Below are 26403 nucleotides of genomic sequence, written 5' to 3'. Positions count from 1 at the left end.
CGCCAACGGCACGGGGAAACCCGCGCCCGTGTGGGGGGAAGCTACGTCCGGGCTACGCCCGGCCTCCGCTTCCCCCCACACGTCATCTACGATGTCGCTGACCCTTCAACTGCGATGTCGCTGTGCACAGCGCGCCGACGTCAAGCTGACCTTCTATCACAACCGCATCTCCAACGTGGTCGAGCGGTCCACCCAACTTCAGTTCAGCAATATCCACGACCAGACGATCGCGGGAATCGAGGCCGAGGCGCGGGTCGATACGGGCGGTTTCTACACCCAGGTCGGCGCCGCCTTCATGACGACCAACCGGGTCTGTGACGAGAGTGCGGCAGCATTGGCGGACCGGAAGAACGGCAGCATTCCCAATTGCGTCAAATATGGGTTCCCGGACGGCTTCCTGCTGACGCAGGCGACGCCCGAACAGACGGTGAATTGGACGATGGGTGGCCGGTTCCTGGACAGGCGGCTCGAGATTGGCGGGCGGCTGACCTATTACAGCCACTATAACAATCCGTTTTTCGAGAAGATCGCGAACCTGCCCCGGGAGCAGCAGATCGACGTCTACTCGCTCAACGTGCCGTTTAGCTGGGGCACGATCCTCACCGCCGACGCCTATGTCCGCTACCGGGTCAATGATCGCTTCTCGGCCGAACTGGTCGGGACCAATCTCAACGACCGCTATTATGCGGACCCGCTGACACGCTCGCTGATGCCCGCGCCCGGACGCACCGTCCGGCTGAGCCTGACGGGCCGGTTCTGATGATCCCGAAATTCGACCCCGCCACCCAGATCCATCCTGAAAGCCGGACATGGGGAACGGGGCCGGATCGATGCGCCCGAAGCGATCGGACGCACACAACCGCAGGAGTAATAGCATGACCTCCATTCAGATGAAGACCATCATTCTCGCTGGGCTTGCCACGGTCCTGACCACTGGCACGGCCCATGCCCAATTCGCGGGCGGGTCGAGTGACACCGACACGGTGAGCGTGGGTGCCAGCGACGTGAATGGCGGCCCCCATGTTGCCGGGCGCGCCGGAATCGGCGTGCCGGGGACCAATGGGCGGCGCGTCGATTTCCAGGGCCTGAGCCTATACACCCCTCCCGACCTGAACGGCGTGCGCCATCTGAACATGGCCACGAGCAGCACGAAGGATCATAGCCAATATGGCGATTTCCGCTTCGCGCGGGTCGGATCGGACGATCTGTGGATCGGCGAATGGTCGCAGACCGGCAGCGCCTCGGCGGGTGACCACAGCGTCTATTATGTCGGCAACACCAGCGGCACCACCGTCCCGACCAGTGGCACCGCCACCTATGCCGTCAAGGGCATTGGCGACTATGCCAACAAGGGTGCGCTGAGCGGTACGCTGACCGCCAATTTCGGATCGGGCACGTCGGGCACGCTGAGCGGTAGCCTAGCCAACGCTTCGACCGGCGCGGGGGTCGATATCGGTACGGCACGGATCGCTGGGGCCAGCTTCGCGGGCAACGGTGCCACCGCCACCCAGTCGGGCAGCACGGTCGCATCGAGTGGTGCAGTGAACGGCCGCTTCTTCGGCGCCAATGCGGCGGCGCTGGCCGGGACCGTCAAGTTCGACGGTGCGCGTCAGCATGACACCGCGTTCGGCGGCACGAAGAACTGACGCTAAGGGCCGGGGCTCCCGTCACTCCCTTGCGGGAGCCCCGGTTCCGTGCCGATCCCGATGCGCCACGCCCCCATCTGTTTCCTGACGCTAGCCCTGCTGCCGCTGGCCGCGCCCGCCGCCGCGCAGAGTGCGCGCAGCGACGATACCCGCCTGCGCCTCGACCCCGGCATCGATCGCCGGGCCACGCCGCAGGAGCGCGAGGCGATGGATGGCGCCGAACCGCCCGACCGCATCACCATCGACGGGCAGGTCTACACGGTCGGCAACACGCCCGACGATCTGGGTCGCGCCCTCTACCTGTCGGTCGCCCGCAAGAACTGGGTCGATGTCCGCCGCTTCCTGCCACGCTATCTCGCGCTCCCCCGTCATGACCCGATGCTGGTAGCCTGGGCGCGCGGCGGGCTGGCGCGCAGTGAGGGGCGGCTGGGCGAAGCGGAACGGCAATATCGCGCGCTGCTGGCGATCCAGCCCGACTTCCTGCCCGGCCGGCTCGAACTCGGCCGCGTCCTGTTCGAAAACCGCAAGGATCGCGAGGCGCGCCGTCTGTTCCGCGCGGTGCGCGGGGATCTGGCGGGGCAGGGCGAACAGGCCGTTGGCGTGCGCCGGACGGTCGACACCTTCCTCGCGGTGCTCGACCGGCGCGGCGGATGGCAGGGCATGATCGCCGCCGGTCCCGGTTACAGCAGCAACCTCAACCAGAGCTCGGCGAGCCGGACCTGCCTGTTGAGGGGGGAGGACGGCCTCTGCCTGATCGATCGCACCCTGCCGCCCGCGATCGCGTCTGTCGGCCTCAATATCGAAGGGAGCGTCAGCCGCCGGATCGCGTTGAAGGGGCAGGGCGGCCTGCTCGCGCGCGCGTTCGTCTATGGCGATGTCTGGCCGGGGCAGGGCGCGTTCGATCAGGCGACACTGTCCGTGCAGATCGGTTATGATCACCAGACCGCCCGGCGCAGCCTGACCCTCTCGCCGACGATCGATCTCGCCAGCTACGGCCAACGGTTGCTCTACACCGCGCCGGGCCTGCGGGCGGAGGCGATGATCACCCCGTCACCCGACACCGCCCTGCGCCTGGAGATTGCGCGCCGGGCGTTCGACTATCGACGGGGCTTTGACGATCTCGACGGCGCATTGACCGAAGCAAGTGTGACCGGGTGGCTCTCGCGGCCGCACGGCTGGACCCTGTTCAGCGGGGTCGAGGCCGGCGACAAGCGCGCGGATGCGCGCGCCAATGCCTATCGCCATTTTGGTGCCCGGCTGGGCGTCGTGCATGGCTTTGCCGACTGGGCCGAACTGACGCTGATCGGCTCGGTCCGCCAGCGCGACTATCGGGCCTATAGCGAATTGCTGGAGGCTGTCCGCCACGACCGCGAGACGAACCTGACCGCCGTGCTGCGCCTGCCCAGGCTGCGCCTCGCCGGGCTGACCCCCAACATCCTTCTTCAGCACAACCGGGTGAAGAGTAATGTCGACTGGCTCTATTCCTATCGTCGCGACGCCGCGAGCATCAGGCTGGAACATGCCTTTTGAGGTGCATCGCTCGGGCTATCACCAGCCGAGGCAGGCGCGGGCGTTCGGGACGGCGGCGCTGGCGGTGGGGGGGATGCTGGTGGCGTTGCTGTTCAGCATCCGGCTGCTCACGCCACCGACCCCGGTCATCGAGGCGGGGAAGATGGAGGCGTTCGTCGCGCGATCGATCCCGCTCGACCAGCCGGCGGCGGCGCGTTCCGATCCGTGGCCCCCCGATCGCCAGCCGCCCGCCACGGTGATCGCGCCGCCCGCACCGCCGCTGGCCGTCAGCGTCCCGGTGCTGGTCGCCCCGCCATCGGTCGCGGTTCCGGTACATGCCCCGCTCGCGCCGCCCGCGCCGGAACGGGCGCTTCCATCGACCGCGATGCCGTCCGCCCATCCGGTTGAGAGCCCAGCCCGACCCGCGCCCGCCGCCCTCGGCACCGCCGCACCGGGGGCCGCGGCGGCGGACTGGCGCGCGCGGCTGCTCGGTCACCTCAAACGCTATCGCCGCTATCCGCGCCAGGCAGAGGCGGCCCGCCAGCAGGGCGTCGTGCGCGTCGCCATCACGCTGCGCCGCTCGGGCGATGTGGTCGGGGTCGATATCGTTCATGGCAGTGGGTATCCGCTGCTCGACATGGAAGCCCGCACGACGGTGAGCCGGGCCTCGCCCCTGCCGGCGGTCGACGAGGCCATCCCCGACGATCCGGTCACCGTGGAAGTGCCGATCGACTTCGCCCTGCGCCGCTGACCCTTCTCATCCCAGCCCCAAGGATCCTTGCCATGCCCCCTGTCGCTTCCCACGCCGATCCCCGCCCGGCAATCGCCATGCCCGCGCGCACCGCATCCCGCTCGCAGCGGCTGATGCAGGCGACCCGCAGCGCGCATGACGGCCTGGACACCCGGATCATCTCCGCCGAGCCGTTTCGGGACCGCGACCGCTATGGCCGCCTGCTCGCCATGCAGTATCGCTTTCATCGCGCCATCGACGGGCTCTACATCCGGGCGCTGCCGCTTCCGGCGGCGCTGGACCTGCCCGCCCGGCGGCGGTTGGAGCGGGTGCGGCAGGATCTGGCGGACCTGGGCCATTCCGCGCCGCCGGACAGCGAACGGCCGTTCGACGCGCGTCATGTCGCGCCTGCCACGGCCATTGGCTGGCTATGGGTGGCCGAAGGGTCGACGCTGGGCGCGGCTTCGCTCTTGCAGCGGGCGGCGGCGCTGGGGCTGGACGAAGCGTTCGGCGCGCGGCACTTCGCCAGTCATCCGGACGGGCGCGGACGGTATTGGAAGAGCTTTGCGGGAGCGGTCGACAGGCTGGACCTGGACCAGGTGGACGATGCCATGATGCTGAACGGCGCGCGCGATGCCTTCACCTATGTCCGGGCGCTGGCCGATGACAGCTTCGCCTGACGGCGGTGCCGCGCGGTGATCCGGCTCGGCTGGCTGTCGCTGGGGATCGTCTGTGTCGGGCTGGGGATCGTCGGCGCGATCCTGCCGCTGATGCCGACGACGATCTTCCTCATCCTGGCAATGGGGTGCTTTGCCCGTTCATCGCCGCGGCTGGAGGCGCGATTGCTGGACCATCCACGCTTCGGCCCCACGCTGCGCGCATGGCGTCGTGACGGCGCGATGAGCCGGCGGGCCAAGGCCATGGCGTGCGGTGGCATCGCGACCGGCTATGCGATCTTCCTTGTGACCGTTCGTCCGACGACCATCGTCCTTGCGATGGTGGCGTTGGTCATGACGGGTTGCGCCATCTATATCGCAACACGGCCGACCGCCACCTCCTGATGCTGCGTGGCCAGTGATCCGGGGCCGATACGCCATGGTCGGCAATGACGGAAAAGGGGCACGGGAGAATGGTCGCGCGAGCGCCGGATAAATCGGTTGTCATCAGCGTGCAATAATTCGCGCGATGTAACCCGCTCGCACAAGACTGGCGAATCAGTCTGCTACCGAGTTCGGATGACGATCGATCTAGCGCATGGACGAAGAACGCGACGCCATAGCCTTGTGGGTTGCAAGGGAGATACTGCCCTGCGAGCGGTCGGTCCGGCTATGGCTTGCCCGGCGGTGGCGGGGGGTGGTCGATGTCGATGACGTCATCCAGGAAGCCTATTGTCGCCTGTCATCCCTGAATTCCGTCGCGCATATCACCAATCCGCCAGCCTATTTCCGAAGGACGGTCCACGCGGTCGCGACCGACGCCGCGCGCCAGACCTATGGGAAAAAAGTCATTCCGATGACGGAATTCGACTTCTCCAACGTCTTGGATGAGGGGCCGTCGGCGGACAGGGCCATTGCAGCGAGCCAGGAACTGGGGCGTGTCCACGCCCTGCTTTCCAAAATGTCGGAGACCTGCCGTCGCGTGATCGTGCTGCGACGGATCGAGGGGCTGTCGCAGAAGGAGACGGCCAGCAGGCTGGGCGTGAGCGAACATGTCGTGGAGAATCACATCGCCCGTGGGTTGAAGCGGATGCTGAACGAAATAGCGGAGCAGGACGGACCACAAATTGATGAAGAGGATAGGCTGATTGGCACGCCCCGGTCCCATTGATGCCGTAGAAGAACAGGCGATCCGCTGGGCTTCGCGCGCGGAATATGGCGATATGACGTCCGCGGAGCGCGCGGAGCTTGAGGCGTGGCTGAAATGCGACAGGCGCCATCAGGGCGCGTTCCTGCGGGCGCGGGCCGGCCTCTACGCGATGGAAGATGCCGTTATCGGCGCGCATCGGGGCGCCGCCGCCCTGAACGACAATGACGTGGCGGGGCCGCGACAGGCATGGGCGCCGCGCGCGCATGGCTGGATCGGCCGGGTCGCGGTCGGCATGGCGGCGTCGCTGACCCTGGCGGTTTTCGGCGGCGGCCTTCTTTACCTGCAACAGTCCGAGCCGCACGCGCAAGGCAGGGTGCTGAGCCTGGCCGATGGCTCGACCGCGCGTCTGGCGGAGGGGGCGACGATCCGGTTCGAGCGGGCGGACGGCATGCGCAAGGTCACGCTGGTTCGTGGCGAGGCCACGTTCGAGGTCGCCAAGGACAAGGCGCATCCCTTCGTCGTGTTTTCCGGTGATGTTTCCGCGCAGGCGACGGGCACCGTCTATTCGGTCGCGCGTGTCGGCGACACCGGCGGGACGGTGGAGGTCAAGGAAGGCAAGGTGCTGGTCTGGGCGCGCGACGAGCGGGATCAGGCGGTGCTGCTGCGCGCGGGCGGCAAGCTGACGCTGGAGCCGGGGCCGGAGGATGAGCCGTCGCCGGTCCCCATGGCAAAGACCCCCGTCAGGATGCCACCCTTGCCCGCGCCTCAACTGGCTCAGATCTCGCTCGACAACGACCGGATTGCCGATGCCGTTATCCGCTTCAATCGCGTGAATGAGACGAAGATCGTGATCAAGGATAAGCCGATCGGCGAACTGCGGATCGTCGGCCTGTTCCGTGCCAATGAGCCCGAGCAGTTCGCAAAGGCGGCGGCCGCCATCGCGGGCGCCGATATTGCGAAGAGTCAGAATGAAATTGTAATATACATGAAATAAAAACTTCAAAAATAATTAATTTTATTTCCTGACGGAAATCAAAACGGACGACCGTCTTTGCTTTCAGAGTTTCGAAAGCGGGGACATATATTCAATGCGCAGCCTTCAATTCTGGTCCGCGGCCTCTGTGGTCGCGGTGGCGGTCAGCACGTGCCTTGCCGGTCCGGCCTATGCCGCGACCCAGACCTTCAACGTTCCGGCCCAGGCCGCATCGGCGGGCGTCCGGACTTTCGCCAAGCAGGCGGGCATCCAGATCATCGTGGCGGGCCGCGATGCCGATGGACGGCGCACCAATGCGGTGCAGGGCGTGCTGGACGTCACCGTTGCGCTCGATCGGCTGCTGGACGGTACCGGCCTGTCGGTGCGGTCCTTTTCCGGCAATGTCGCGGTGGTGGGCCTGAACGACGATGTCGCATCGACGGACAATCCCATTGTCGTCACCGGATCGCGGATCGCGCGCCCGGAACTCGCCTCGCCAATGCCGGTGAGCGTGGTCAACATGGATGAATCGGCGCGACTGGGCCGGGTCACCGCCTATGACGCGCTGATGCGGGAACCCGCCGTGGCGCCGGGCATCGGCCCTTCGACCTCCTATGGCGAATCCTGGGACGGGGGCATTTCGGCGGTGTCGCTCCGCAACCTCGGCACCAATCGCAGCCTGACCCTGATCGACGGGATGCGCCGCGTGTCGGGCTCCGCGCGCTCGTCGGCGGTGGACATCAACATGATCCCGCCCGCCATGATCGAACGGATCGAAGTGATTACGGGCGGTGCCGCGGCGATCTATGGCGCGGATGCGGTGACGGGCGCCGTCAACATCATCACGAAGCGCGCGCCGGAAGGGCTGAACCTTTCGGTGATGAACGGCATCTCCCGCTATGGCGATGCGGGCCAGTTCGCGCTGTTGGCGTCGACCGGCGGAAAATTCGCGGAGGATCGCGGGACCTTCGCGCTGGGCGGGACATATTCGCGCACGGCCGAGATCAATCCGATGCAGCGTCCGTTTGCGCGCAATCTCATCACCTATCTGGGCAATCCGGCCAGCGACAGCGCGCATGACGGCATTCCCGATCAGTTCACGGCCTATGATAACCGGCAGGTCTATTACATGTACCAGCCGACCTATTATCTGAACGGGCAATCCTATGTCGTCGACGGCGGAAAGCCGCATGCGGCGCGGCCCCATGATCGCGTTTCCACGACGGGCGAATTCGCCGATGGCGAAGGCGGCGAGGGGCGCAATCTTTACGACAATGATCAGCTGCGCGGGTCGTTCAGGAACTATGCCGTTATCGGCCGGTTCGACTATCAGTTGAACGACGCGATCACCTATGGCGCGCGCTTCGATTATGGTCGCTCGCTCTACACCGGCGCGGTGAATTACTGGCGCGACGACAGCCGCAAGCGCTGGTTCAGCGGCGCGGGCGGATCGGTCGCCTATCTGGACAATCCGTTTCTGCCGTCCGCCATCCGGCAGGTCATGGTCGATAACGGGTTGACCGCCCTGCCGATCAGCCGCGCCTATTCCATTTTCCCGATGGAGCAGGACAAGCATGATCGCGAAAGCTTCACCTTCTTCACCAACCTGGCCGGAAAGCTGGCGGGCAAGTATAATTGGGAAGTCTATTATCAATATGGCCGGACGCGCGACGATGTCCGCGCCACCAATCTTCCCTACATGCCGCACTGGCTCGCGGGGCGGGACGTCATCGCCGACCCGACCACGGGGGCACCTGTCTGCCGTGACGCCACGGCCCGCGCCAATGGCTGCGTTCCGTTCGATATCTTCAGCATGTCGCCCGTCTCGCAGCAGCAGGTCGCATATCTGCTGCGCGATCGTCACGAACAGCGCACCAATACCCAGGAGATTTTCGGCGGGAGCGTCACGGGCAGCTTCCTGTCGCTGCCCTATGGCGACGTCTCCTTCGCATTGGGGGCGGAGCATCGTCGCGACACGCTCAAGACCACCGACGATCCGCTCGCGCTGAATGGCGAACTGACCTATGTCGGGTCGGACGCGCCGGTGCATCCGGAATTGGACAAGAGCATCAAGGTCTCGGAAGTCTATGGCGAGTTGGTGGTGCCGCTGCTGCGCGACCTGCCGTTCGCGCACCGTCTGGAGATTGAGGGCGCCTATCGCTATTCCGACTATAGTACGGTCGGCGCCACCAACACCTGGAAAGCGGGCGGCACCTGGTCGCCGATCAAGGACATCACGCTGCGCGGCGTGCGGTCGCGCAGCGTTCGTACCCCCAATTTCGGTGAGCTTTATTCGCCGCAGAGCCGGTCCTATGCCGGGTTCTTCGACGATCCCTGCTCGACCGGCTTCTACGATCAGAATCCCACGCGCACCGCGAACTGCAAGGCGCTGGGCATCCTCTCGCCGCTCAAGCGCTATTCGGTCGACACGGTGCGGACCACGGGCGGCAATCCCGATCTTCAGCCCGAAACGTCCAACAGCCTGACGCTCGGCGCGATCTTCCAGCCGAGCTTCCTGCCCGGTTTCGACATGACGGTCGATTATTGGGACATCGATATCAAGGGCGTCATCTCGCAGTTCAGCTACCTGACCGTGATGAAGCTGTGCGTCGATCTGCCCTCGATCGACAATGTCTTCTGTCGCCAGGTCGATCGCGATGCCAATGGCCATGCGACGGCGGTGCGGTCGTTCAACATCAACGCCTCGCGCATGTATGCCCGAGGGATTGATTTCGGGATGCGCTATCGCAAGGCGATCGGGGCGGGCATGTTCAGCGCCGGGTTCAAGGGCACCTGGCTTATCAAGCAGATCGTCGAGACGACGCCGGGCAGCGCCGAGGGCGATGTGCGCTATGACGGCGGCTATTCCGACCCGCGGTTCCGTGGCACGTTGTTCACCGCCTATGATATCGACCGGGCGAGCGTGGCGATCGACACCCGCTTCTTCAGCGCCGCCAAATATGATGTGAATGCGGCATCGCCGGAATCCTATGACAACCAGCATATACCGGCGCGCGTCTATAATGACCTGTCATTCCGGTACAAGGTTACGGACGGGGCCACGCTTGGCCTGGGCATCAACAACATCATCGACGTCAAGCCGCCACGGGTGCCGGGCGTCTACACTGGCAATGCCTATTACGACAATGTCGGTCGCTATTTCCATGTCGATGGACAGTTCAAGTTCTGAACACACCGATATATAATATAGGACACCCCATCATGATGCCCGATATTCAGCGACGGCAGTTCATCGCGGGGAGTGCGCTGGGGCTGGGGGGCTTGCTGCTCCCCGGCTTCCGCGCCTCCGCCATGGTTTCCTTCACCACCGGCTTCACGCACAATGTCGCGAGTGGCGAACCCGGCCCGGACACGATGCTCCTGTGGACGCGCTACGTGCCGGCGGGCGCGCAGGATTCGGTGCATCTGCAGGCGGAGGTCGCACAGGATCCCGCATTCGCCCGCATCGTCGCGGGAGGCAGCGTGCGTACCGGTGCCTATCGGGACTGGACGGCCAAGATCATGGTCGATGGACTGGAGCCCGGCACCGTCTATTGGTATCGTTTCGTCGCCCCTGACGGGACCAAATCCCCGACCGGCCGGACCAGGACGCTGCCGGTGCTGAATGTCGACCGTTTCGGATTGGCGCTGTTCTCCTGCTCCAACCTGCCCTTTGGCTGGTTCAACGCCTATGCCCATGCGGCCGCGCGTGACGATGTCGACCTGTGGCTGCATGTCGGCGATTATCTGTACGAATATGAGCGCGGCCGTTATCCGTCCGCGCGCAATATTGTCGCCGGACGGGTGGTCGAACCCGCCGGCGAGATGATCGAGCTGGCGGATTATCGGATGCGCTATGCCTGTTATCGCGCCGATCCGGATTTGCAGCGCCTTCACCAGATCGCACCGATGATCGCGCAATGGGACGATCACGAAACCGCCAATGACTCCTGGGAAGGCGGCGCCGAGAATCATCAGCCCGCGACCGAGGGGGATTGGAGCCGCCGTCGCAATGCCTCGATCCAGGCTTTTCGCGAATGGCTCCCCGTGTCCGACGAGCCTTGGAAGAGCTATCCCATCGGTCGTCTGGCCACGCTCTATCGCACGGAATCGCGCGTCCTTGCGCGGACCCGACAGATCGAGACGAGCGAGGTCGTGCGGGCGATGGCAACTCCGGCCGCGTTCGAGCAATTTCGCGAACGGCAATTGCAGGACCCGTCCGCGACGATGCTCGGCTCCGTGCAGGAAAGCTGGCTTGCGCACATGTTCCGCGCGAATGCGAAGAACAGCATCTGGCAGATCGTCGGCATGGGCACCAATCTGGGCACCAAGCGGGTGCCGGAGATCGTGCTCGACTGGCTGCCCAAGGGCAGTTCGGCGGAGGATGTCGCCTTCTGGCGGGGCGTGGTGCGCTCCAGCCAGTTGGGCGCGCCGTCATGGAATATGGACGCATGGGACGGCTATCCCGCCGCCCGCGCGCGGCTTTTGCGCGCCGCGCAACAGGCCGACGCGGATCTCGTCATGCTGACGGGGGACAGCCACAATGCCTGGGCTTATTCACTGGCCGAAGACGGACGGCCCGCCGGCGTCGAATTCGGCGGCACCAGCGTCACGTCGCCGGGCATGGAATCCGATTTCACCCAGGACCCGTTGCGCGTGGCGCGGGAATTGGTCGCCGCCAACCCGGAACTGCAATGGGCCGATACCAGCCGGCGGGGCTATGTGATGGTGGAGATCACGTCCGCCGCGGTGTCGGGCGAATGGATCTTCATGAAGACCATTCGCGAGCGGACCATGGCCGTGTCGAGCCGCCATCGCATGTCCGTGGATGCCGGACGACGCCGGTTCAGCGCCTGACGGCGCGTGGCGCTCCTCCCCTTTGGTGGGGAGGACGTCACCGGCGCATGATTTGAGCGCCGTCACGGCCGGAAGACGATCGCTGTTGCCAGCGCCTTCCGTCCGATGTGCGCCAACGACTGGCCTGCCTCATCGGCGGGCCGTCTTGTTTTGACGGAAGGAGCGGGTCGTCGCGCCATGCGGGCAGGGCGTCGCCCGGCGCGCGTGCCGAACGTCCTTTCGGGGATGGATCATTCATGTCGCAAATCTGCGCGGCTTTCGCCGCGCTCGTTCCGGCGGTGGGAGGGGCTTGCCATCATCCTGCAACGAAAGAGCGAGAGGATTTTCGATGGCAACCCATCCCAGCATCGTCGACACGACCGAAACCGCGTTTTTCGGAGGACAGCTTGCCGATAGCGACCCGCAGGTGGACGCCGCGATCGAGGCGGAGTTGGGGCGGCAGCGCGACAAGCTGGAACTGATCGCCTCGGAGAATATCGTCTCCACCGCCGTGTTGCAGGCGCAAGGGTCGGTCCTGACCAACAAATATGCCGAAGGCTATCCGGGGCGCCGCTATTATGGCGGATGCGAGCATGTCGATGTGACCGAGCAACTCGCCATCGACCGCGCTTGCGCATTGTTCGGGGCGAAGTTCGCCAATGTCCAGCCGCATTCGGGCGCGCAGGCCAATATGGCGGTGCAGTTCGCGCTGATGAAGCCGGGCGAGACGCTGATGGGCCTCAGCCTCGCGCATGGCGGACACCTGACGCACGGGGCCGCGCCGACCTTTTCGGGCAAGTGGCTGAACGCCATCCCCTACGGCGTGCGCGAGGCGGACCAGCGGATCGATTATGACGCTGTCGCCGAACTGGCGCGCGAATATCACCCGAAACTCATCATCGCAGGCGGCTCGGCCTATCCGCGCCAGATCGACTTCGCGCGGTTCCGCGAGATCGCCGATTCGGTCGATGCGCTGCTGATGGTCGACATGGCGCATTTCGCCGGGCTGGTCGCGGGCGGGGTGCATCCCAATCCGCTGGAGCATGCCCATGTCGTCACCACGACCACGCACAAGACGCTGCGCGGCCCGCGCGGCGGCATGATCCTGACCAATGACGAGGCACTGGCCAAGAAGTTCAACTCGGCGATCTTCCCCGGCATCCAGGGTGGGCCGCTGGAGCATGTGATCGCCGCCAAGGCCGTAGCCTTTGGCGAGGCGCTGCGCCCCTCGTTCAAGGATTATGCGCGCCGCGTGGTCGAGAATGCCCAGACTCTGGCCGGGGCGCTAGCCGCCAATGGCTATTCGATCGTCTCGGGCGGCACCGACACGCATATCGTGCTGGTCGACCTGCGGCCGAAGAATCTGACCGGCAAGCGCGCCGAGCTGGTGCTCGATGAGGCCGGTATCACCTGCAACAAGAACGGCATCCCGTTCGACCCGGAGAAACCCGCCGTGACATCTGGCATTCGCCTGGGGAGCAGTGCCCTGACCAGCCGCGGCTTCGACAAGGCCGCGTTCGAGGAGGTCGGGCGGCTCATCAACCGCATCCTCGATTCCGCATCGGCGGGCGAGGTTCCCGACGCCCTGATCCAGGAGGTGCGCGCCGATGTGGTCGCACTGTGCGCCCGCTATCCGATCTACGACACCGCGCGCGGTTGATGCCCGATCCTAAGGAACAGACAATGCAGCGCTTTTCGGCATTCTCGCTTTTCCGTCAGGGGCTTGGCGGTCACAAGGGATGGAAGCCCCAGTGGCGCAATGCCAGCCCCAAGCCCAGCTATGACGCGATCATCGTCGGTGGCGGCGGCCACGGGCTGGGCGCGGCCTATTATCTCGCCAAGACGTTCGGGATGCGCAACATCGCGGTGGTCGAAAAAGGCTGGATCGGCGGCGGCAATACCGGTCGCAATACGACGATCATCCGCTCCAACTATCTCTTCGACGAGAGCGCCGCGCTCTACGACCATGCGCTGAAGCTGTGGGAGGGGCTGAGCCAGGACCTCAACTATAATGTGATGTTCTCGCAGCGTGGCGTGCTGATGCTGGCGCACAACATCCATGACGTGCAGGTGTTCAAGCGCCACGTTCATGCCAACCGGATCAACGGCGTCGACAATGAATGGCTGACGCCCGAAGAGGCGAAGGAATTCTGTCCGCCGCTGAACATCGAGCGCAACATGCGCTATCCGGTGCTGGGCGCGGCGTTGCAGCGGCGTGGTGGCACGGCGCGGCACGACGCGGTCGCCTGGGGCTATGCGCGCGCCGCCGATGCGCTGGGCGTCGACATCATCGAGAATTGCGAGGTGACCGGCATCCGTCGCGATGCCAGCGGCGCGGTGTCCGGGGTGGAAACCACGCGCGGCTTCATCGCGTCGAAGCGGGTCGGCGTCTCGGCGGCGGGACATACCAGCGTCGTGCTGGGCATGGCGGGCGTGCGCCTGCCGCTGGAAAGCTATCCGCTTCAGGCTTTGGTGTCGGAGCCGATCAAGCCGATCTTTCCCTGCGTGGTCATGTCGAACACCATCCACGCCTATATGAGCCAGTCGGACAAGGGCGAGCTGGTGATCGGCGCAGGCACCGACGCCTATACCAGCTATACCCAGCGCGGCGGCCTTCACATCGCGACCCACACGCTGGAGGCGATCTGCGAGCTGTTCCCGCAATTCCGCCGGATGCGGATGCTGCGCAGCTGGGGGGGGATCGTCGACGTGACGCCCGATCGCTCGCCGATCATCGCCAAGACGCCGGTCAAGGGACTGTATGTCAATTGCGGCTGGGGCACCGGCGGGTTCAAGGCGACGCCGGGGGCGGCGCACCTGCTCGCCTACACCATCGCCAAGGACGAGCCGCACCGGATCAACGCGCCCTATACGATCGAACGCTTCCGGGACGGCTTCATGATCGACGAGGCCGCCGCGGCGGCCGTCGCGCACTGAAAGGGGACGCCATGCTCATCATCAAATGCCCCTATTGCGGCGATCGGCCCGAGCTGGAGTTCAGCTATGGCGGCGAAGCGCATATCGACCGCCCGGTGCGGCCCGCCGACCTCTCCGACGAGGAATGGAACGCCTATCTCTACACGCGCTCCAATCCCAAGGGGCTGCACGCCGAGCGCTGGCGCCATATCCATGGCTGCGCCCGCTTCTTCAACGCGGTGCGCGACACGCGGACCGACATGTTCGTGACCACCTACAAAGTCGGCGAAACCGCACCGACGGGCGAGGACGCATGAAGACGACCACTCACCGTATCGCGCAAGGTACCGTCACCACGGGCCAGCCGATAAGCTTCACCTTCGACGGCAAGCGCTATACCGGGGTGGAGGGCGACACGCTCGCCTCCGCGCTGCTCGCCAACGGCGTCCATCTGCTGGGCCGGTCGTTCAAATATCACCGCCCGCGCGGCGTGCTGGGGGCGGGCGCGGACGAGCCGAACGCGCTGGTCGGCATCCGCCGCGACCGTGCGCGCTATGCGCCGAACCTGCTTGCCACGCAGGTCGAGTTGTATGACGGGCTCGACGCGGTCAGCCAGAACCGGCACCCCAGCCTGGAAAAGGACCGCATGGCGGTCAACGACAAGCTGCTGAGCCGCTTCATCCCGGCGGGCTTCTACTACAAGACGTTCATGTGGCCGAAAAAGGCGTGGGACTCGCTCTATGAGCCGCGCATTCGCGAGGCGGCCGGGCTGGGCGTCGCGCCGACCGAACCCGATCCCGATCATTACAGCCAGCGTTATGCGCATTGCGACGTGCTGGTGGTCGGCGCGGGGCCGGCGGGCATCGCGGCGGCGCGGACGGCGGCCGAAACCGGCGCGCGCGTAATCCTGTGCGACGACCGGGCGCGGATGGGTGGTTCGCTGCTCGCGGCGGCGGAGACGGAAATCGATGGCCTGTCCGCCACGGAATGGGCGGCGCGCGAACTGAACGCGCTGGCCGCGATGGACAATGTCACCCTGCTGCCGCGCACGATCGCCTTCGGCTATTATCCGCACAACTGGATCGGCCTGACCGAGAAGTTGACCGACCATCTCGCCAATCCCGCCAAGGGCGCGGCCCGCGAACGGCTGTGGCAGGTGCGCGCCAGCCAAGTCGTGCTGGCGACCGGTGCGATCGAACGGCCGCTGGTGTTCCCCGACAATGACCGTCCCGGCATCATGCTGGCGGAGGCGGCGCGCACCTATCTCCAGCAATATGGCGTCCGTGTCGGAGAGCGGGTTGCGATCGTCACGGCGCACGACAATGCCTATCGGGTCGCGCATGAGCTGAAAGCCGCCGGGGTCCAGATCGCGGTGATCGCCGATATCCGTTCGCGCTCGGCGGTGTCCGAGCAGGCGGCCGACACTGGGCTGAACGTCGTCACCGATGCGCGGATTGACGGCACCACCGGCCATCTGCGCGTCGCCTCTATCACCATCAGCGCGGGGGGCAAGGCGGTCCGCCATCCTTGCGGCGCGGTGCTGATGGCGGGGGGCTTCACCCCCAGCGTCCACCTCTTTTCGCAGTCGCGCGGCAAGCTGTCCTGGGACGAGCGCCTTCAGGCCTATCTGCCGGAGACTTCGCCCGAGGCGCTGGTGTCGGCAGGCGCGTGTCGCGGCCGCTTCGCGCTCGACGCGGCGCTGGCGGACGGGCAGCAGGCCGGGCTGGCCGCGGTCCGCGCCAATGGCGGCGAGGCGGCCTCCCCGACCGCGCCGAGCGTCACCGTGCGCCATGCGCAGGGGGAGGGCGGCTATATGGGCGCCGCCCCGACCTCGGCCGATCTGTCGAAGGCCAAGGCGTTCGTCGACTGGCAGAATGACGTCACCGCCAAGGACATCATGCTCGCCACGCGCGAGGGCTTCCTGTCGATCGAGCATGTCAAGCGCTACACGACGACGGGCATGGCGACCGACCAGGGCAAGCTGTCCAACATCAATGCGCTGGGCATCGTGTCGGAGGCGACCGGCCGGTTGATCCCGGAGATCGGGCTGACCACCTTCCGCTCGCCCTATACGCCGGTCACCTTCGGCACGCTGGCGGGCCATGCGCGTGGCGACCTGTTCGACCCGGCGCGGATCACCGCGATCAACGACTGGGCGAAGGAGCAGGGGGCCGCGTTCGAGGATGTCGGCAACTGGCGGCGCGCGCATTACTTCCCGCATAAGGGCGAGGACATGCACGCCGCCGTCAACCGCGAATGCGTGCAGGTGCGCAAGAGCGTCGGCATCTTCGACGCGTCCACGCTGGGCAAGATCGAGGTCGTCGGACCTGACGCGGCGGAGTTCATGAACCGCTTCTTCATCAACGCCTGGACCAAGCTGGGCGTCGGCAAGTGCCGCTATGGCGTGTTGCTGCGCGAGGATGGGTTCGTGATGGACGACGGCGTGGTCGGGCGGCTGGCGGCGGATCGCTTCCACGTCACCACCACCACCGGCGGCGCGGCGCGCGTGCTGAACATGATGGAGGATTATCTCCAGACCGAATGGCCGGACCTCAACGTCTGGCTGACCTCCACCACCGAGCAATGGTCGGTGATCGCGGTGCAGGGGCCGCGCGCGAGAGAGGTGCTTGCGCCGCTGATCGAGGGGCTGGACGTCTCGGCCGAGGCGTTCCCGCACATGAGCATCGCCGACGCGCGCATCTGCGGCGTGCCGATGCGGCTGATGCGGGTCAGCTTCACAGGTGAGCTGGGCTTCGAGGTCAACGTCCCCAGCGGCTATGGCCGGATGGTGTGGGAGGCGATCTGGGAACGGGGCAAGACCTGCGACATGGTGCCCTATGGCACCGAGACGATGCACGTCCTGCGCGCCGAAAAAGGCTATATCATCGTCGGTCAGGAAACCGACGGCACGGTGACGCCCGACGATGTCGGCCTGTCCTGGGCGATCGGCAAGGCCAAGCCCGATTTCGTCGGCAAGCGTTCGCTGGCGCGGCCCGCCATGGCCATGCCCGACCGCAAGCAACTGGTCGGCCTGCGCAGCAAGGACGGCCGCGCGGTGCTGGAGGAGGGGGCGCAGGTCGTGACCCCGTCCGAAGCGTCCACGCCGATCGGCCATGTCACCTCCAGCTATTACAGCGCGGTGCTGGACGCGCCGATCGCGCTGGCGCTGGTGCGCGGCGGGCGCGATCGAATGGGCGAAACGCTGCACATCCCGATGCCGGGCGGCGCGATCGCCGTCGAGGTCGTCCAGCCCGTGTTCCTCGACCCGGAAGGAAACCGCGTCAATGTCTGAGCTTCTTCCCGCATCGCCCTTCCTCGGCAGCAGCCGGGCCGTCCAGCCGCTGGGCCATTTCGGTCGCGCCGTCCTCCGCTGCCCGGCGGCGATGGTCGACCTCGTCGGGAAGCGGCTGGGCGTGGCCTTGCCGCAGACCGCCTGCCGCTCGGCGATCGAGGGCAAGCTGGCGGCCTTGTGGCTGGGGCCCGACGAATGGCTGCTGCTGACCGACGATGCCAGCGACGACTGGGTGTCGGGGCTCCAGTCGCGGCTGGGCGACGCCTTGTGCGCGCTGGTCGATGTCAGCCATCGCCAGGTGGCGCTGGCGGTGCGCGGCGACGCGGCGGAGGCCATTCTGGCCAGCGGCTGCGCGCTGGATCTGTCGCTGGCGGCGTTCCCCGAGGGGATGTGCACGCGGACCATGTACGACAAGGCGGAGATTATTCTGTGGCGGCTCGCCCCCGATGCCTTCCATGTCGAGGTCTGGCGGTCCTTCGCGCGCTATGTCGAAGGGCTGCTGCGCGTCGCGGAGGTCGCGGCGTAAGCGATGCTGGGGGTCCGTGACCTGTTCCGCGTCGGTATCGGGCCGTCCTCGTCCCATACCGTCGGGCCGATGAAGGCGGCACACAGCTTCGCCGCCGGTTTGCGGGGGGTGAGTTTCGCGCGGGTGCGCTGCGACCTGCTCGGCTCGCTCGCCTGGACGGGGACGGGGCACGCGACCGACCGGGCGGTCATGCTGGGGCTGGCCGGGTTCCTGCCCGATACCATCGCGCCCGAGCAGATCGAACAGATCGTCGCGCAGGCGCACAGCGAGAAGCGGCTGGTCGTCGGCGGGCGCGCCATCGACTTCGACCCGGAGGCGGACATCGTGTTCGACCGGATCGGTGAGACACCGGTCCATCCCAACACGCTGCGCCTGACCGCGTTCGATGCCGATGGCGCGGAGGTTCTGGCGGAACGCTGGTGCTCGATCGGCGGCGGCTTCATCGTACCGGAGGATATGGTCGGCGACCCCGCGCTCGAAGACGAGGAGGTCGCGCCGCCCTTTCCCTTTCGGACGGGGGCCGAACTGCTGGCGATTTGCGGCTGCCATGGCCTCAGCATCGCCGAGGTGATGCGGGCCAACGAACTGGCGCGAACCTCCGAAGCCGAACTCGACGCTTATCTCGATCGGGTGATCGAGGTGATGATGACCTGCATCGACCATGGCATGCAGGCCGAGGGGATCTTGCCCGGTCGCCTGAAGGTGCCGCGCCGCGCGCGGGCGCTCAAGCAGAAGCTGGACGGCGACCGGTTCCGCAACCGGCAGGCGCCGCACAGCATCATGGACCATGTCAGCCTGTTCGCCATCGCGGTGAACGAGGAGAATGCTGCGGGCGGCCGGGTCGTGACCGCGCCGACCAATGGCGCGGCGGGCGTGGTCCCCTCGGTCCTGCGCTATTACCGCGATTTCTGGCCGGGCGCGGATCGGGCGGGGATGCACGGCTTCCTGTTGACCGCCAGCGCGATCGGGGTGCTGACCAAGCTCAACGCCTCGATCTCCGGCGCGGAAGTGGGTTGTCAGGGCGAGGTCGGGACGGCCAGTGCGATGGCCGCTGCCGGGCTGGCTGCCGCGATGGGCGCGACCGACCGACAGGTGGAGAATGCCGCCGAGATCGCGATGGAGCATCATCTGGGCATGACCTGCGACCCGATCGCGGGGTTGGTGCAGGTGCCGTGCATCGAGCGCAACGCTTTTGGCGCGGTCAAGGCGATCAACGCGGCGTCCTTGTCGCTGCGCGGCGACGGCACGCATATCGTCTCGCTCGACCAGGTGATCGAAACGATGATGCGCACCGGCACGGACATGCATGCGAAGTACAAGGAAACCTCGCAGGGCGGCCTGGCCGTCAGCTTCCCCGAATGTTGACAGGGTGACGATGACCGAAGACGAAATCTACGCCGCATTCGAACGCAACGCCATCGCGTTCGAGACACTGGAACACCCCGCGGTCTTCACCGTCGAGGAAAGCGTGGGCATCCATGCCGCATTGCCGGGCGCGCATACCAAGAACCTGTTCCTGAAGGACAAGCAGAAGCGTTTCTGGCTGGTCGTGCTGCCGCATGATCGCCGGGCCGACCTGAAGGGCATGGCGGAGGCGCTGGGCGCGGGCAAATTCTCGTTCGGCAGTGCCGAGGACATGGAACGGCTATTGCAGGTGACGCCGGGCGCGGTCACGCCGCTGGGCCTGGCAAACACGGCGCCGGGCGACGTGCGGCTGGTTTTCGACTCCGCCTTTCGTTCGGCTGACCGGATCGCGATCCATCCGCTGCGCAACACCGCGACGATCGCGCTGGAATTCGAGCCGCTGGTCGCATGGCTGGAAGATCTGGGCCATGACGTGCAGGTGGTTTCCTTGCCCTGACGCCGTTTTTTCGACCGGAATATTCGAACAGATCAGTCGGGCAGCCCCTCGCGCAAATGAAGAGGTGCTGCCCGTTTTTTATGCGCTGCACAATTTTTGTTCAAATGTTCCATGACATGTAATATATTTTTACCGATGACGCATTTGTGACCTTTTGTGTCGCACTTCTGATGGTGTAATCGTCACCTGCCATGCTCCTTTCCTGTGGTGAGATCGGCGGGCCATCGGACCGCGCCGACCGCGATCGAATATCCGAACGAGAGGATCGAGAGCCATGAGCAGGAATCGAGGCGTCGTTTACGTAGCGCCGGGCAAGGTTGAAGTCCGCGACATCGATGATGCGAAATTGCAGGCCCCGGACGGCCGCCGGATCGAACATGCGGTCATCCTGAAAGTCATCTCGACCAATATCTGCGGCTCCGACCAGCATATGGTGCGCGGCCGGACCACCGCCGCGCCGGGCCTGGTGCTGGGTCACGAAATCACCGGCGAGGTGATCGAAAAGGGCTGCGACGTCGAGATGCTGGAGATCGGCGATATCGTCTCGGTCCCGTTCAACGTCGCCTGCGGCCGCTGCCGCACTTGCAAGTCGCAGGATACCGGGGTGTGCCTGACGGTGAACCCGGAACGCGCGGGCGGGGCCTATGGCTATGTCGACATGGGCGGCTGGATCGGCGGGCAGGCGCGCTATGTCACCGTGCCCTATGCCGATTTCAACCTGCTGAAGCTGCCCGATCGCGATCGGGCGCTGGCCAAGATCCGCGACCTGACCATGCTGTCGGATATCCTGCCGACCGGGTTCCATGGCGCGATGATGGCCGGTGTGGGGGTCGGATCGACCGTCTATGTCGCGGGCGCGGGGCCAGTCGGGCTGGCCGCCGCCGCCTCGGCGCGCATCCTGGGGGCGGCGGTCGTCATGATCGGCGACTTCAATCCCGATCGCCTCGCCCATGCCGCCAAGGTCGGCTTCGAGCCGATCGACCTGTCGAAGAGCGACCGGCTGGGCGATCTGGTCGCACAGGTGATCGGCACCGACGAGGTGGACAGCGCGATCGATGCCGTCGGTTTCGAGGCGCGCGGCCATGCGGGGGGTGAACAGCCCGCGATCGTGCTGAACCAGATGATGGAGATCACCCGCGCGGCCGGTTCGATCGGCATTCCGGGCCTTTACGTGACCGAAGATCCCGGCGCGGTGGACAAGGCCGCGCAGCAGGGCAGCCTGTCGCTGCGCTTCGGTCTGGGCTGGGCCAAGGCGCAATCCTTCCATACCGGCCAGACCCCGGTCCTGAAATATAACCGCCAGCTGATGCAGGCCATCCTCCACGATCGCCTGCCGATCGCGGACATCGTCAATGCGCGCGTCATCAAGCTCGACGACGCGCCGCAGGGTTATGAGACGTTCGATCAGGGGGCGGCGACCAAGTTCGTCCTCGATCCGCACGATATGCTCGCCGCCGCGTGACGGCGACAGGACGGTCCGGGCAATCGTGCCCGGACCGTCGCATCAATGTTCCGATCATGTCATCCTCGACCCGGTAGCGGGGCGGGGGCCGGGGGGCCGTGTCCGCGGACCGTGATGATCGGATGGGATGAGGGAGGGATGATATGTCCGGTTTCATCATCAATCGACCCGTCTTCTTTGGCGCGGTCGGTATCATCATGGTCCTGCTGGGGGTGGGTACGTTCCTGCCGCAACAGGCGGATGCGTTTCTGACCGTCGTCGAAAAGGGCATTCTGGCCCAGGTCGGCTGGTTCTATCTGCTCGCGGTCGGGGTGTTCCTGGCGTCGGTCGTCATCCTGTGTTTCAGCCGCTTCGGCGATCTGAAGCTGGGGCCGGACGATTGCGAGCCGGATTTCCGCTTCGTGTCCTGGGTCGCGATGCTGTTCGCGGCGGGCAAGGGCATCGGCCTGATGTATTATGCCGTCGCCGAGCCGATCATGCATTTCACGACCCCGCCCGACGCCGCGCCGCGCAGCATCGCCGCGCAGCAGGATGCGATGAGCATCACCTTCTTCCACTGGGGCATTCATGCCTGGTCGATCTATTCGGTCGTGGGGCTGTCGCTGGCCTATTTCGGCTATCGCTACAATCTGCCGCTGACCATTCGATCGGGGCTGTATCCGCTGCTCAAGCACCGGATCAAAGGGCGTATCGGGGACGCGGTCGACATCTTCGCCATCTGCTGCACCGTGTTCGGGCTGGCGACCTCGCTGGGGCTGGGGGTTCAGCAGGTCAATGGCGGGCTGAACTATCTGATCGGCCTGCCGATGAGCGTGCCGATCCAGGTGCTGCTGATCGTCATCATCTCCGCCATCTCGACGTTGGCGGTGTTGTCCGGCCTGTCCAAGGGCATCAAGCGGATGAGCGAGCTGAACATCCTGCTCGCCATCGGCCTGATGCTGTTCGTGCTGTTCGCCGGGCCGACCATCCAGCTGATGCGCGATCTGGTGCAGAATATCGGCCTGTACCTGTCCAGCTTCGTGCCGCGCACCTTCAACGTCTATGCCTATAAGCCGACGCCGTGGATCAACGACTGGACGCTGTTCTACTGGGCATGGTGGATGTCCTGGGCGCCGTTCGTCGGCATGTTCATCGCGCGCATCTCACGCGGGCGGACGGTGCGCGAATTCATCCTGGCGGTGCTGTTGCTGCCATCGGCCTTCACCTTCCTGTGGATGACCGTGTTCGGCAACACTGCGCTGTTCCTGGACCAGGGCGTTGCGGGCGGCGCGATCTCGACGGCGGTGGCGGGCAACGTCTCGATCGCGCTGTTCAAATTCTTCGCCTATCTGCCGTTCAGCGGCGCGACGACCGCGCTGGCGATCTTCATGATCGGGATTTTCTTCATCTCGTCGCAAAGCTCGGGCTCGCTGGTGATGGACATCATCGGGTCGGGCGGCAAGACCGAGACGACCAAGATGCAGCGGTTGTTCTGGTGCGTGCTGGAGGCGCTGGTCACGATCATACTGCTGGTCGCGGGCGGTCTTGCGGCGCTGAAGGCGGCGACGATCATCGCGGCGCTGCCCTTTGCGATGGTGATGCTTGTGCTGCTGGCGGGGCTGTTCAAAGGGATGCGGGCGGACATGGCGCAATATGCGGTGGGCGGCGTGCTCCGCACCTCACCGAGTGTCGATCCGTCCTGGCAGACCCGGTTGTCGCAGGCGCTGCACATGCCGGGCAAGGCCGATGTGGACAGCCATCTGGCGGGGACGGTGCGACCGGCGCTGGCCGCCGTCACCGCCGAACTGACCCGTCGCGGCCGCCCGGCGCACATGGTCGAGCGTGATGGGGACATCTGCCTGGTCGCCCCGGCGGGGAATGGCCATCGCGGCTTTCTCTATGGGGTCCGGCCGGCCGAGCGGGCCCTGGCGGCCTTCTCGCCGCTGGAGACGGTCGATCCGCAGGTGCGGCACGAGGCGCGGACGTTCTTTGCCTGTGGTGGTCGAGGCTATGACATCATGGGGCTGACCGAGGAACAGGTCATCGCCGATGTCCTGTCGCAGTTCGAGCGGTACCTGATCCTGTCGGGGTCGCCGATGTTCAGCCTGCTGACGCGGGCCCCCGAGCATCACGGGGTGGGCGCGACCGCCTGACCGAATGACGGGGCGGGCGCCATCGGTGTCCGCCCCCCGCATCGTCATCGATTATTCTCCATCGAAGGACACGGGCATGGTTTCACGATTCCCGATCGTGGGCGCGCGGGTGCGTTCATGCTGACCCTGTTCATCCTGGCCGCCGCGGCCATGCCGCAGACGACGTCGCCGCCCGACCCGGCCGTCGCGATGCCATCGGTGCAGGCCGATCCGGCGGAGGGGACCGCGCCGCCGGACGGCGCGCTACCCCCCAAGCCCGATCCCGCCAAGCTCCCGCCGCTGGCGTCCGCCGCTGCGACCGGCCCGAAACTCAAGCTCGGCGGTGCGATCCGGGCGCGCTATGATCTGCGTTTCAACGATGTCGGGGGCGGCGGCGCGCGACGCACCTCGTCGCATCTGTCGTTCGACACGCTGTTGCTGACCGCCGATTATGATTCCTCGGTGATCTTCGGCGCGGCACAATATCGCTTCTATGGCGGCAGCTTCATCTATGGCCATGCGAGCGGATATGAGGTGTATCCGGGCGAGATCAGCTTTCCGATGTATGCCTATGTCGGCGCCAAGCTGAGCGCCGAGGACAAGGTCACGGTCGGCCTGCAACCCGTGCCGTTCGACGATCGCTGGTGGGGATCGGCCTTCCTCAATAGCCTGGGCTTCGTCTACGGCCTGGAAGAAGTCTATAATCTGGGCGTCAGCGCATCGCACCAGGGCAAGCGTGCCGGCTTCGACATTGGCTTCTTTCCCGCTGCCGCGCCCAGCGCCTTCGGCATCAGCCGGGACAGCGCGCGCTTCACCGTCAACCTCGTGCGCGCGGACAGCTATGTCCCCGGCGGAACCCAGACCGCCGAGCGCAACATGATCGTCGGACGCACCAGATATCAGGTGCCGTTGTCCAGCACCGCCAAGCTGACGCTGACCGGCTCGGGCTGGATCTCGACCGTCCACAATTTTACGACGGGGCGTGACGGCTATCGCCACGCCGCCGCGTTCAGCGCGAAGGTCGAGGAGGGCCGCTGGCATGGCAAGTTGCTGGCGGCGCGCCAGATCATCGATCCGCGCGGGGCGGGTGCCAATGACCGGGTTTCGGTCGGCGACTATGACGCGTCCTACAATATCGCCGCGCGGGGCACGATGTTGTTCGGCGAGGTCGGGCGTTCGGTCGATACCGGTAGGCTGCCGTTCGAGCTGAGCCTGTATGGCAATTACGCCAGCTTCCTGAAGGACGGCCGCGGCTTTCCCGCCAGCGAGCGGCTGACCCTTGGCGGTTTCTGGACCGACAAGGCGACGCACCGTATCCGCATCTGGTCGGACCTGATGATCGCGCGGAACGACCCCTATATCGGCGCCGGGCAATATCTCTCCGGCGCCGCGCAGGGGGGCGACAACCGGATCAAGACGTCATTCCTGGTTCTGATGGGCTATTACTTCTAGACCGCCCGCGGTTCCGGCTCCCGCCGTGTCGGCGGCCGACCGGCTGCTGCGCGTCTCGAACGGCGAATGGCCGAACCGGCGGCGGAACATCCGGCTCATATGCGATGAGTCGCAAAAGCCGCAGGCGACGGCGATGGTCGTGATCGACCGGTCCGTCGTTTCCAGAAGATGCCGCGCGAGCGTCAGGCGAAGGTCCATGAACGCGACCTGGGGCGACAGGTCGAGCGCGGTCTGAAAGCGGCGCTCCAACTGGCGCTTGCTGATATTCATGCGTCCGGCGATGTCGGCGACCGACAGCGGCGTCTCGATGCTCTGCTGCGCGATCATCAGCGCGCGCAGCACGATCGGATCCTGTGTCTTGAAGCTGAGCGGCAGCCCCGGTTGCGGCTTGTCCGCGGCCAACGGGTCATCGATGATCATGATGTGCAGGCTCTTGCTCGCCTGCGCGCGTCCGATATGCCGCTCCACCAGATGCGCGGCCAGATGCGCCGAACTGACGCCGCCCGAACAGGTCAGGCGATCGCGGTCCACCACGAAGATCTGGTCCGACACCGGGTTCAGCCCGTCGAACTGTTCGAGGAAGTCCCGGTGGTGGAACCAGCTGACGCAGCATTTATACCCGTCGAGCAGCCCCGCCCGGTGGAGCAGGAATGCCCCGGTGCAAACGCCGATCAGCGGCACGCCCGCCCGCGCGGCCTGCCGCAGATAGTCGATATATTCGTTCCCGAAATCGTCGATCTCGTCGATCAGCCCGCCGATCACCACCAGATAGTCGAATCGGGTCGGATCGCCGAATCGCTCGTTGGGCTGCACCGAAACGCCCGAGCTTGACGGGATGGAAGCGCTGGAATCGGACACGATCTTCCAGTCGCACAGGATGTGGCGGCTGCGGTCGCCCTCATCCGCCGCCAGCCGCAGTACGTCGACGAAATTGGCGAAGGCGCACAGGGTGAAGCGCTTGGTCAGCAGGAAGCCGATCGACAGGCGTGGGCCGTTGATCCGTGGGCGAAAGCCGGTGTCGAAAGGCCGGGGCGAAAATGATCCCATGATGTGCATCCGATCAATGCTCTTTCCGCAATGTCGTAGAGTTTGCGGCAATTTGACGCAAATATTCTTTCGCAGGACTTTGGGCTGGCGCAAATTTACTCTCATTGACGAGAGTCGGGTGCAACGGCCCGATCGCTCTTCGATAACGAACCATCGTCCAGCGGTGAGAAGGCCGGCCGGACGATGGGGGGAGTTTCACGATCAACGACCGGTTTGGCAACCGGCCGCTCCCGCGA

General features: G+C 65.7%; 21 protein-coding genes. 20 read left to right on the top strand and 1 reads right to left on the bottom strand.

Features of this window, described 5'->3' with window-relative positions:
• The first annotated feature begins 91 nt into the window (after positions 1-91).
• The 20 genes from RN629_RS16260 (at position 92) to RN629_RS16165 (ending at position 25120) form a co-directional block, all read left to right on the top strand.
• Positions 92-760 carry a TonB-dependent receptor domain-containing protein gene (locus tag RN629_RS16260; protein WP_407036171.1) on the top strand — a complete coding sequence of 223 codons (669 nt, stop codon included), beginning with the start codon at positions 92-94 and terminating at the stop codon, positions 758-760.
• Positions 761-875: 115 nt separating this feature from the next.
• The gene (locus tag RN629_RS16255) at positions 876-1646 is read left to right on the top strand and encodes a Slam-dependent surface lipoprotein (protein WP_407036170.1); all 771 of its coding nucleotides are present in this window, start codon (positions 876-878) and stop codon (positions 1644-1646) included.
• A 60-nt stretch (positions 1647-1706) separates the two neighbouring features.
• Positions 1707-3176 (top strand): surface lipoprotein assembly modifier, encoded by a 1470-nt coding sequence (locus tag RN629_RS16250; RefSeq protein ID WP_455189842.1) that lies wholly within the window; start codon positions 1707-1709, stop codon positions 3174-3176.
• On the top strand, positions 3166-3906 hold the full coding sequence (locus tag RN629_RS16245; RefSeq protein WP_407036168.1) for an energy transducer TonB: 741 nt from the start codon (positions 3166-3168) through the stop codon (positions 3904-3906). The genes RN629_RS16250 and RN629_RS16245 overlap by 11 nt, the downstream gene beginning before the upstream one ends.
• A 32-nt stretch (positions 3907-3938) precedes the next feature.
• Positions 3939-4565 (top strand): biliverdin-producing heme oxygenase, encoded by a 627-nt coding sequence (locus RN629_RS16240; protein ID WP_407036167.1) that lies wholly within the window; start codon positions 3939-3941, stop codon positions 4563-4565.
• A 15-nt stretch (positions 4566-4580) separates the two neighbouring features.
• A complete protein-coding gene (locus tag RN629_RS16235) occupies positions 4581-4946 on the top strand; it encodes a YbaN family protein (RefSeq protein ID WP_407036166.1) in 366 nt (121 codons plus the stop codon).
• A 193-nt stretch (positions 4947-5139) separates the two neighbouring features.
• Positions 5140-5712, top strand: a complete 573-nt coding sequence (locus tag RN629_RS16230) for an RNA polymerase sigma factor (protein ID WP_407036165.1) — start codon at positions 5140-5142, stop codon at positions 5710-5712.
• A complete protein-coding gene (locus RN629_RS16225; protein ID WP_407036164.1) occupies positions 5690-6685 on the top strand; it encodes a FecR family protein in 996 nt (331 codons plus the stop codon). Before RN629_RS16230 ends, RN629_RS16225 begins: the two co-directional genes overlap by 23 nt.
• Positions 6686-6779: 94 nt before the next feature.
• The gene (locus RN629_RS16220) at positions 6780-9854 is read left to right on the top strand and encodes a TonB-dependent receptor domain-containing protein (RefSeq protein WP_407036163.1); all 3075 of its coding nucleotides are present in this window, start codon (positions 6780-6782) and stop codon (positions 9852-9854) included.
• A gap of 32 nt (positions 9855-9886) precedes the next feature.
• Complete coding sequence (locus RN629_RS16215) at positions 9887-11521, top strand: alkaline phosphatase D family protein (protein ID WP_407036162.1); 1635 nt, start codon at positions 9887-9889, stop codon at positions 11519-11521.
• A 328-nt stretch (positions 11522-11849) separates the two neighbouring features.
• Positions 11850-13160, top strand: coding sequence for a serine hydroxymethyltransferase (gene glyA, locus RN629_RS16210; RefSeq protein ID WP_407036161.1), 1311 nt, complete (start codon positions 11850-11852; stop codon positions 13158-13160).
• A gap of 23 nt (positions 13161-13183) precedes the next feature.
• Positions 13184-14437 carry a sarcosine oxidase subunit beta family protein gene (locus RN629_RS16205; RefSeq protein WP_407036160.1) on the top strand — a complete coding sequence of 418 codons (1254 nt, stop codon included), beginning with the start codon at positions 13184-13186 and terminating at the stop codon, positions 14435-14437.
• Positions 14438-14448: 11 nt separating this feature from the next.
• A complete protein-coding gene (locus RN629_RS16200) occupies positions 14449-14733 on the top strand; it encodes a sarcosine oxidase subunit delta (protein WP_407036159.1) in 285 nt (94 codons plus the stop codon).
• Positions 14730-17708, top strand: coding sequence for a sarcosine oxidase subunit alpha family protein (locus RN629_RS16195; RefSeq protein ID WP_407036158.1), 2979 nt, complete (start codon positions 14730-14732; stop codon positions 17706-17708). Before RN629_RS16200 ends, RN629_RS16195 begins: the two co-directional genes overlap by 4 nt.
• On the top strand, positions 17701-18234 hold the full coding sequence (locus tag RN629_RS16190; protein ID WP_407036157.1) for a sarcosine oxidase subunit gamma: 534 nt from the start codon (positions 17701-17703) through the stop codon (positions 18232-18234). The genes RN629_RS16195 and RN629_RS16190 overlap by 8 nt, the downstream gene beginning before the upstream one ends.
• Before the next feature lie 3 nt (positions 18235-18237).
• Positions 18238-19599 carry an L-serine ammonia-lyase gene (locus RN629_RS16185; protein WP_407036156.1) on the top strand — a complete coding sequence of 454 codons (1362 nt, stop codon included), beginning with the start codon at positions 18238-18240 and terminating at the stop codon, positions 19597-19599.
• A 10-nt stretch (positions 19600-19609) separates the two neighbouring features.
• Positions 19610-20095: a prolyl-tRNA synthetase associated domain-containing protein gene (locus RN629_RS16180; RefSeq protein WP_407036155.1), complete on the top strand. Its 486-nt coding sequence runs from the start codon at positions 19610-19612 to the stop codon at positions 20093-20095.
• Between the two features lie 274 nt (positions 20096-20369).
• Positions 20370-21557, top strand: coding sequence for a formaldehyde dehydrogenase, glutathione-independent (gene fdhA / locus RN629_RS16175; RefSeq protein WP_407036154.1), 1188 nt, complete (start codon positions 20370-20372; stop codon positions 21555-21557).
• A gap of 143 nt (positions 21558-21700) precedes the next feature.
• Positions 21701-23689, top strand: coding sequence for a BCCT family transporter (locus RN629_RS16170; RefSeq protein ID WP_407036153.1), 1989 nt, complete (start codon positions 21701-21703; stop codon positions 23687-23689).
• A gap of 117 nt (positions 23690-23806) precedes the next feature.
• Positions 23807-25120, top strand: a complete 1314-nt coding sequence (locus RN629_RS16165) for a hypothetical protein (RefSeq protein ID WP_407036152.1) — start codon at positions 23807-23809, stop codon at positions 25118-25120.
• Here RN629_RS16165 and RN629_RS16160 read toward each other — a convergent pair.
• Positions 25088-26167, bottom strand: a complete 1080-nt coding sequence (locus tag RN629_RS16160) for a GlxA family transcriptional regulator (RefSeq protein ID WP_407036151.1) — start codon at positions 26165-26167, stop codon at positions 25088-25090. The two genes, RN629_RS16165 and RN629_RS16160, sit on opposite strands and share 33 nt — an antisense overlap.
• Between the last annotated feature and the right edge of the window lie 236 nt (positions 26168-26403).

The sequence above is a fragment of the Facivitalis istanbulensis genome (genome assembly GCF_040560405.1).
Lineage (GTDB): Bacteria > Pseudomonadota > Alphaproteobacteria > Sphingomonadales > Sphingomonadaceae > Sphingomonas > Sphingomonas istanbulensis.
The sequence above is the reverse complement of the archived record's forward strand: the minus strand, read 5'-3'. Positions and strand labels throughout refer to the sequence as shown.

Bases quoted from the DNA above. Each gene is read 5' to 3' on its own strand.
- RN629_RS16260 (WP_407036171.1), top strand. From the start codon at position 92: ATGTCGCTGACCCTTCAACTGCGATGTCGCTGTGCACAGCGCGCCGAC.
- RN629_RS16255 (WP_407036170.1), top strand. From the start codon at position 876: ATGACCTCCATTCAGATGAAGACCATCATTCTCGCTGGGCTTGCCACG.
- RN629_RS16250 (WP_455189842.1), top strand. From the start codon at position 1,707: ATGCGCCACGCCCCCATCTGTTTCCTGACGCTAGCCCTGCTGCCGCTG.
- RN629_RS16245 (WP_407036168.1), top strand. From the start codon at position 3,166: ATGCCTTTTGAGGTGCATCGCTCGGGCTATCACCAGCCGAGGCAGGCG.
- RN629_RS16240 (WP_407036167.1), top strand. From the start codon at position 3,939: ATGCCCCCTGTCGCTTCCCACGCCGATCCCCGCCCGGCAATCGCCATG.
- RN629_RS16230 (WP_407036165.1), top strand. From the start codon at position 5,140: ATGGACGAAGAACGCGACGCCATAGCCTTGTGGGTTGCAAGGGAGATA.
- RN629_RS16220 (WP_407036163.1), top strand. From the start codon at position 6,780: ATGCGCAGCCTTCAATTCTGGTCCGCGGCCTCTGTGGTCGCGGTGGCG.
- RN629_RS16215 (WP_407036162.1), top strand. From the start codon at position 9,887: ATGATGCCCGATATTCAGCGACGGCAGTTCATCGCGGGGAGTGCGCTG.
- glyA (WP_407036161.1), top strand. From the start codon at position 11,850: ATGGCAACCCATCCCAGCATCGTCGACACGACCGAAACCGCGTTTTTC.
- RN629_RS16205 (WP_407036160.1), top strand. From the start codon at position 13,184: ATGCAGCGCTTTTCGGCATTCTCGCTTTTCCGTCAGGGGCTTGGCGGT.
- RN629_RS16200 (WP_407036159.1), top strand. From the start codon at position 14,449: ATGCTCATCATCAAATGCCCCTATTGCGGCGATCGGCCCGAGCTGGAG.
- RN629_RS16195 (WP_407036158.1), top strand. From the start codon at position 14,730: ATGAAGACGACCACTCACCGTATCGCGCAAGGTACCGTCACCACGGGC.
- RN629_RS16190 (WP_407036157.1), top strand. From the start codon at position 17,701: ATGTCTGAGCTTCTTCCCGCATCGCCCTTCCTCGGCAGCAGCCGGGCC.
- RN629_RS16185 (WP_407036156.1), top strand. From the start codon at position 18,238: ATGCTGGGGGTCCGTGACCTGTTCCGCGTCGGTATCGGGCCGTCCTCG.
- RN629_RS16180 (WP_407036155.1), top strand. From the start codon at position 19,610: ATGACCGAAGACGAAATCTACGCCGCATTCGAACGCAACGCCATCGCG.
- fdhA (WP_407036154.1), top strand. From the start codon at position 20,370: ATGAGCAGGAATCGAGGCGTCGTTTACGTAGCGCCGGGCAAGGTTGAA.
- RN629_RS16170 (WP_407036153.1), top strand. From the start codon at position 21,701: ATGTCCGGTTTCATCATCAATCGACCCGTCTTCTTTGGCGCGGTCGGT.
- RN629_RS16165 (WP_407036152.1), top strand. From the start codon at position 23,807: ATGCTGACCCTGTTCATCCTGGCCGCCGCGGCCATGCCGCAGACGACG.
- RN629_RS16160 (WP_407036151.1), bottom strand. From the start codon at position 26,167: ATGGGATCATTTTCGCCCCGGCCTTTCGACACCGGCTTTCGCCCACGG.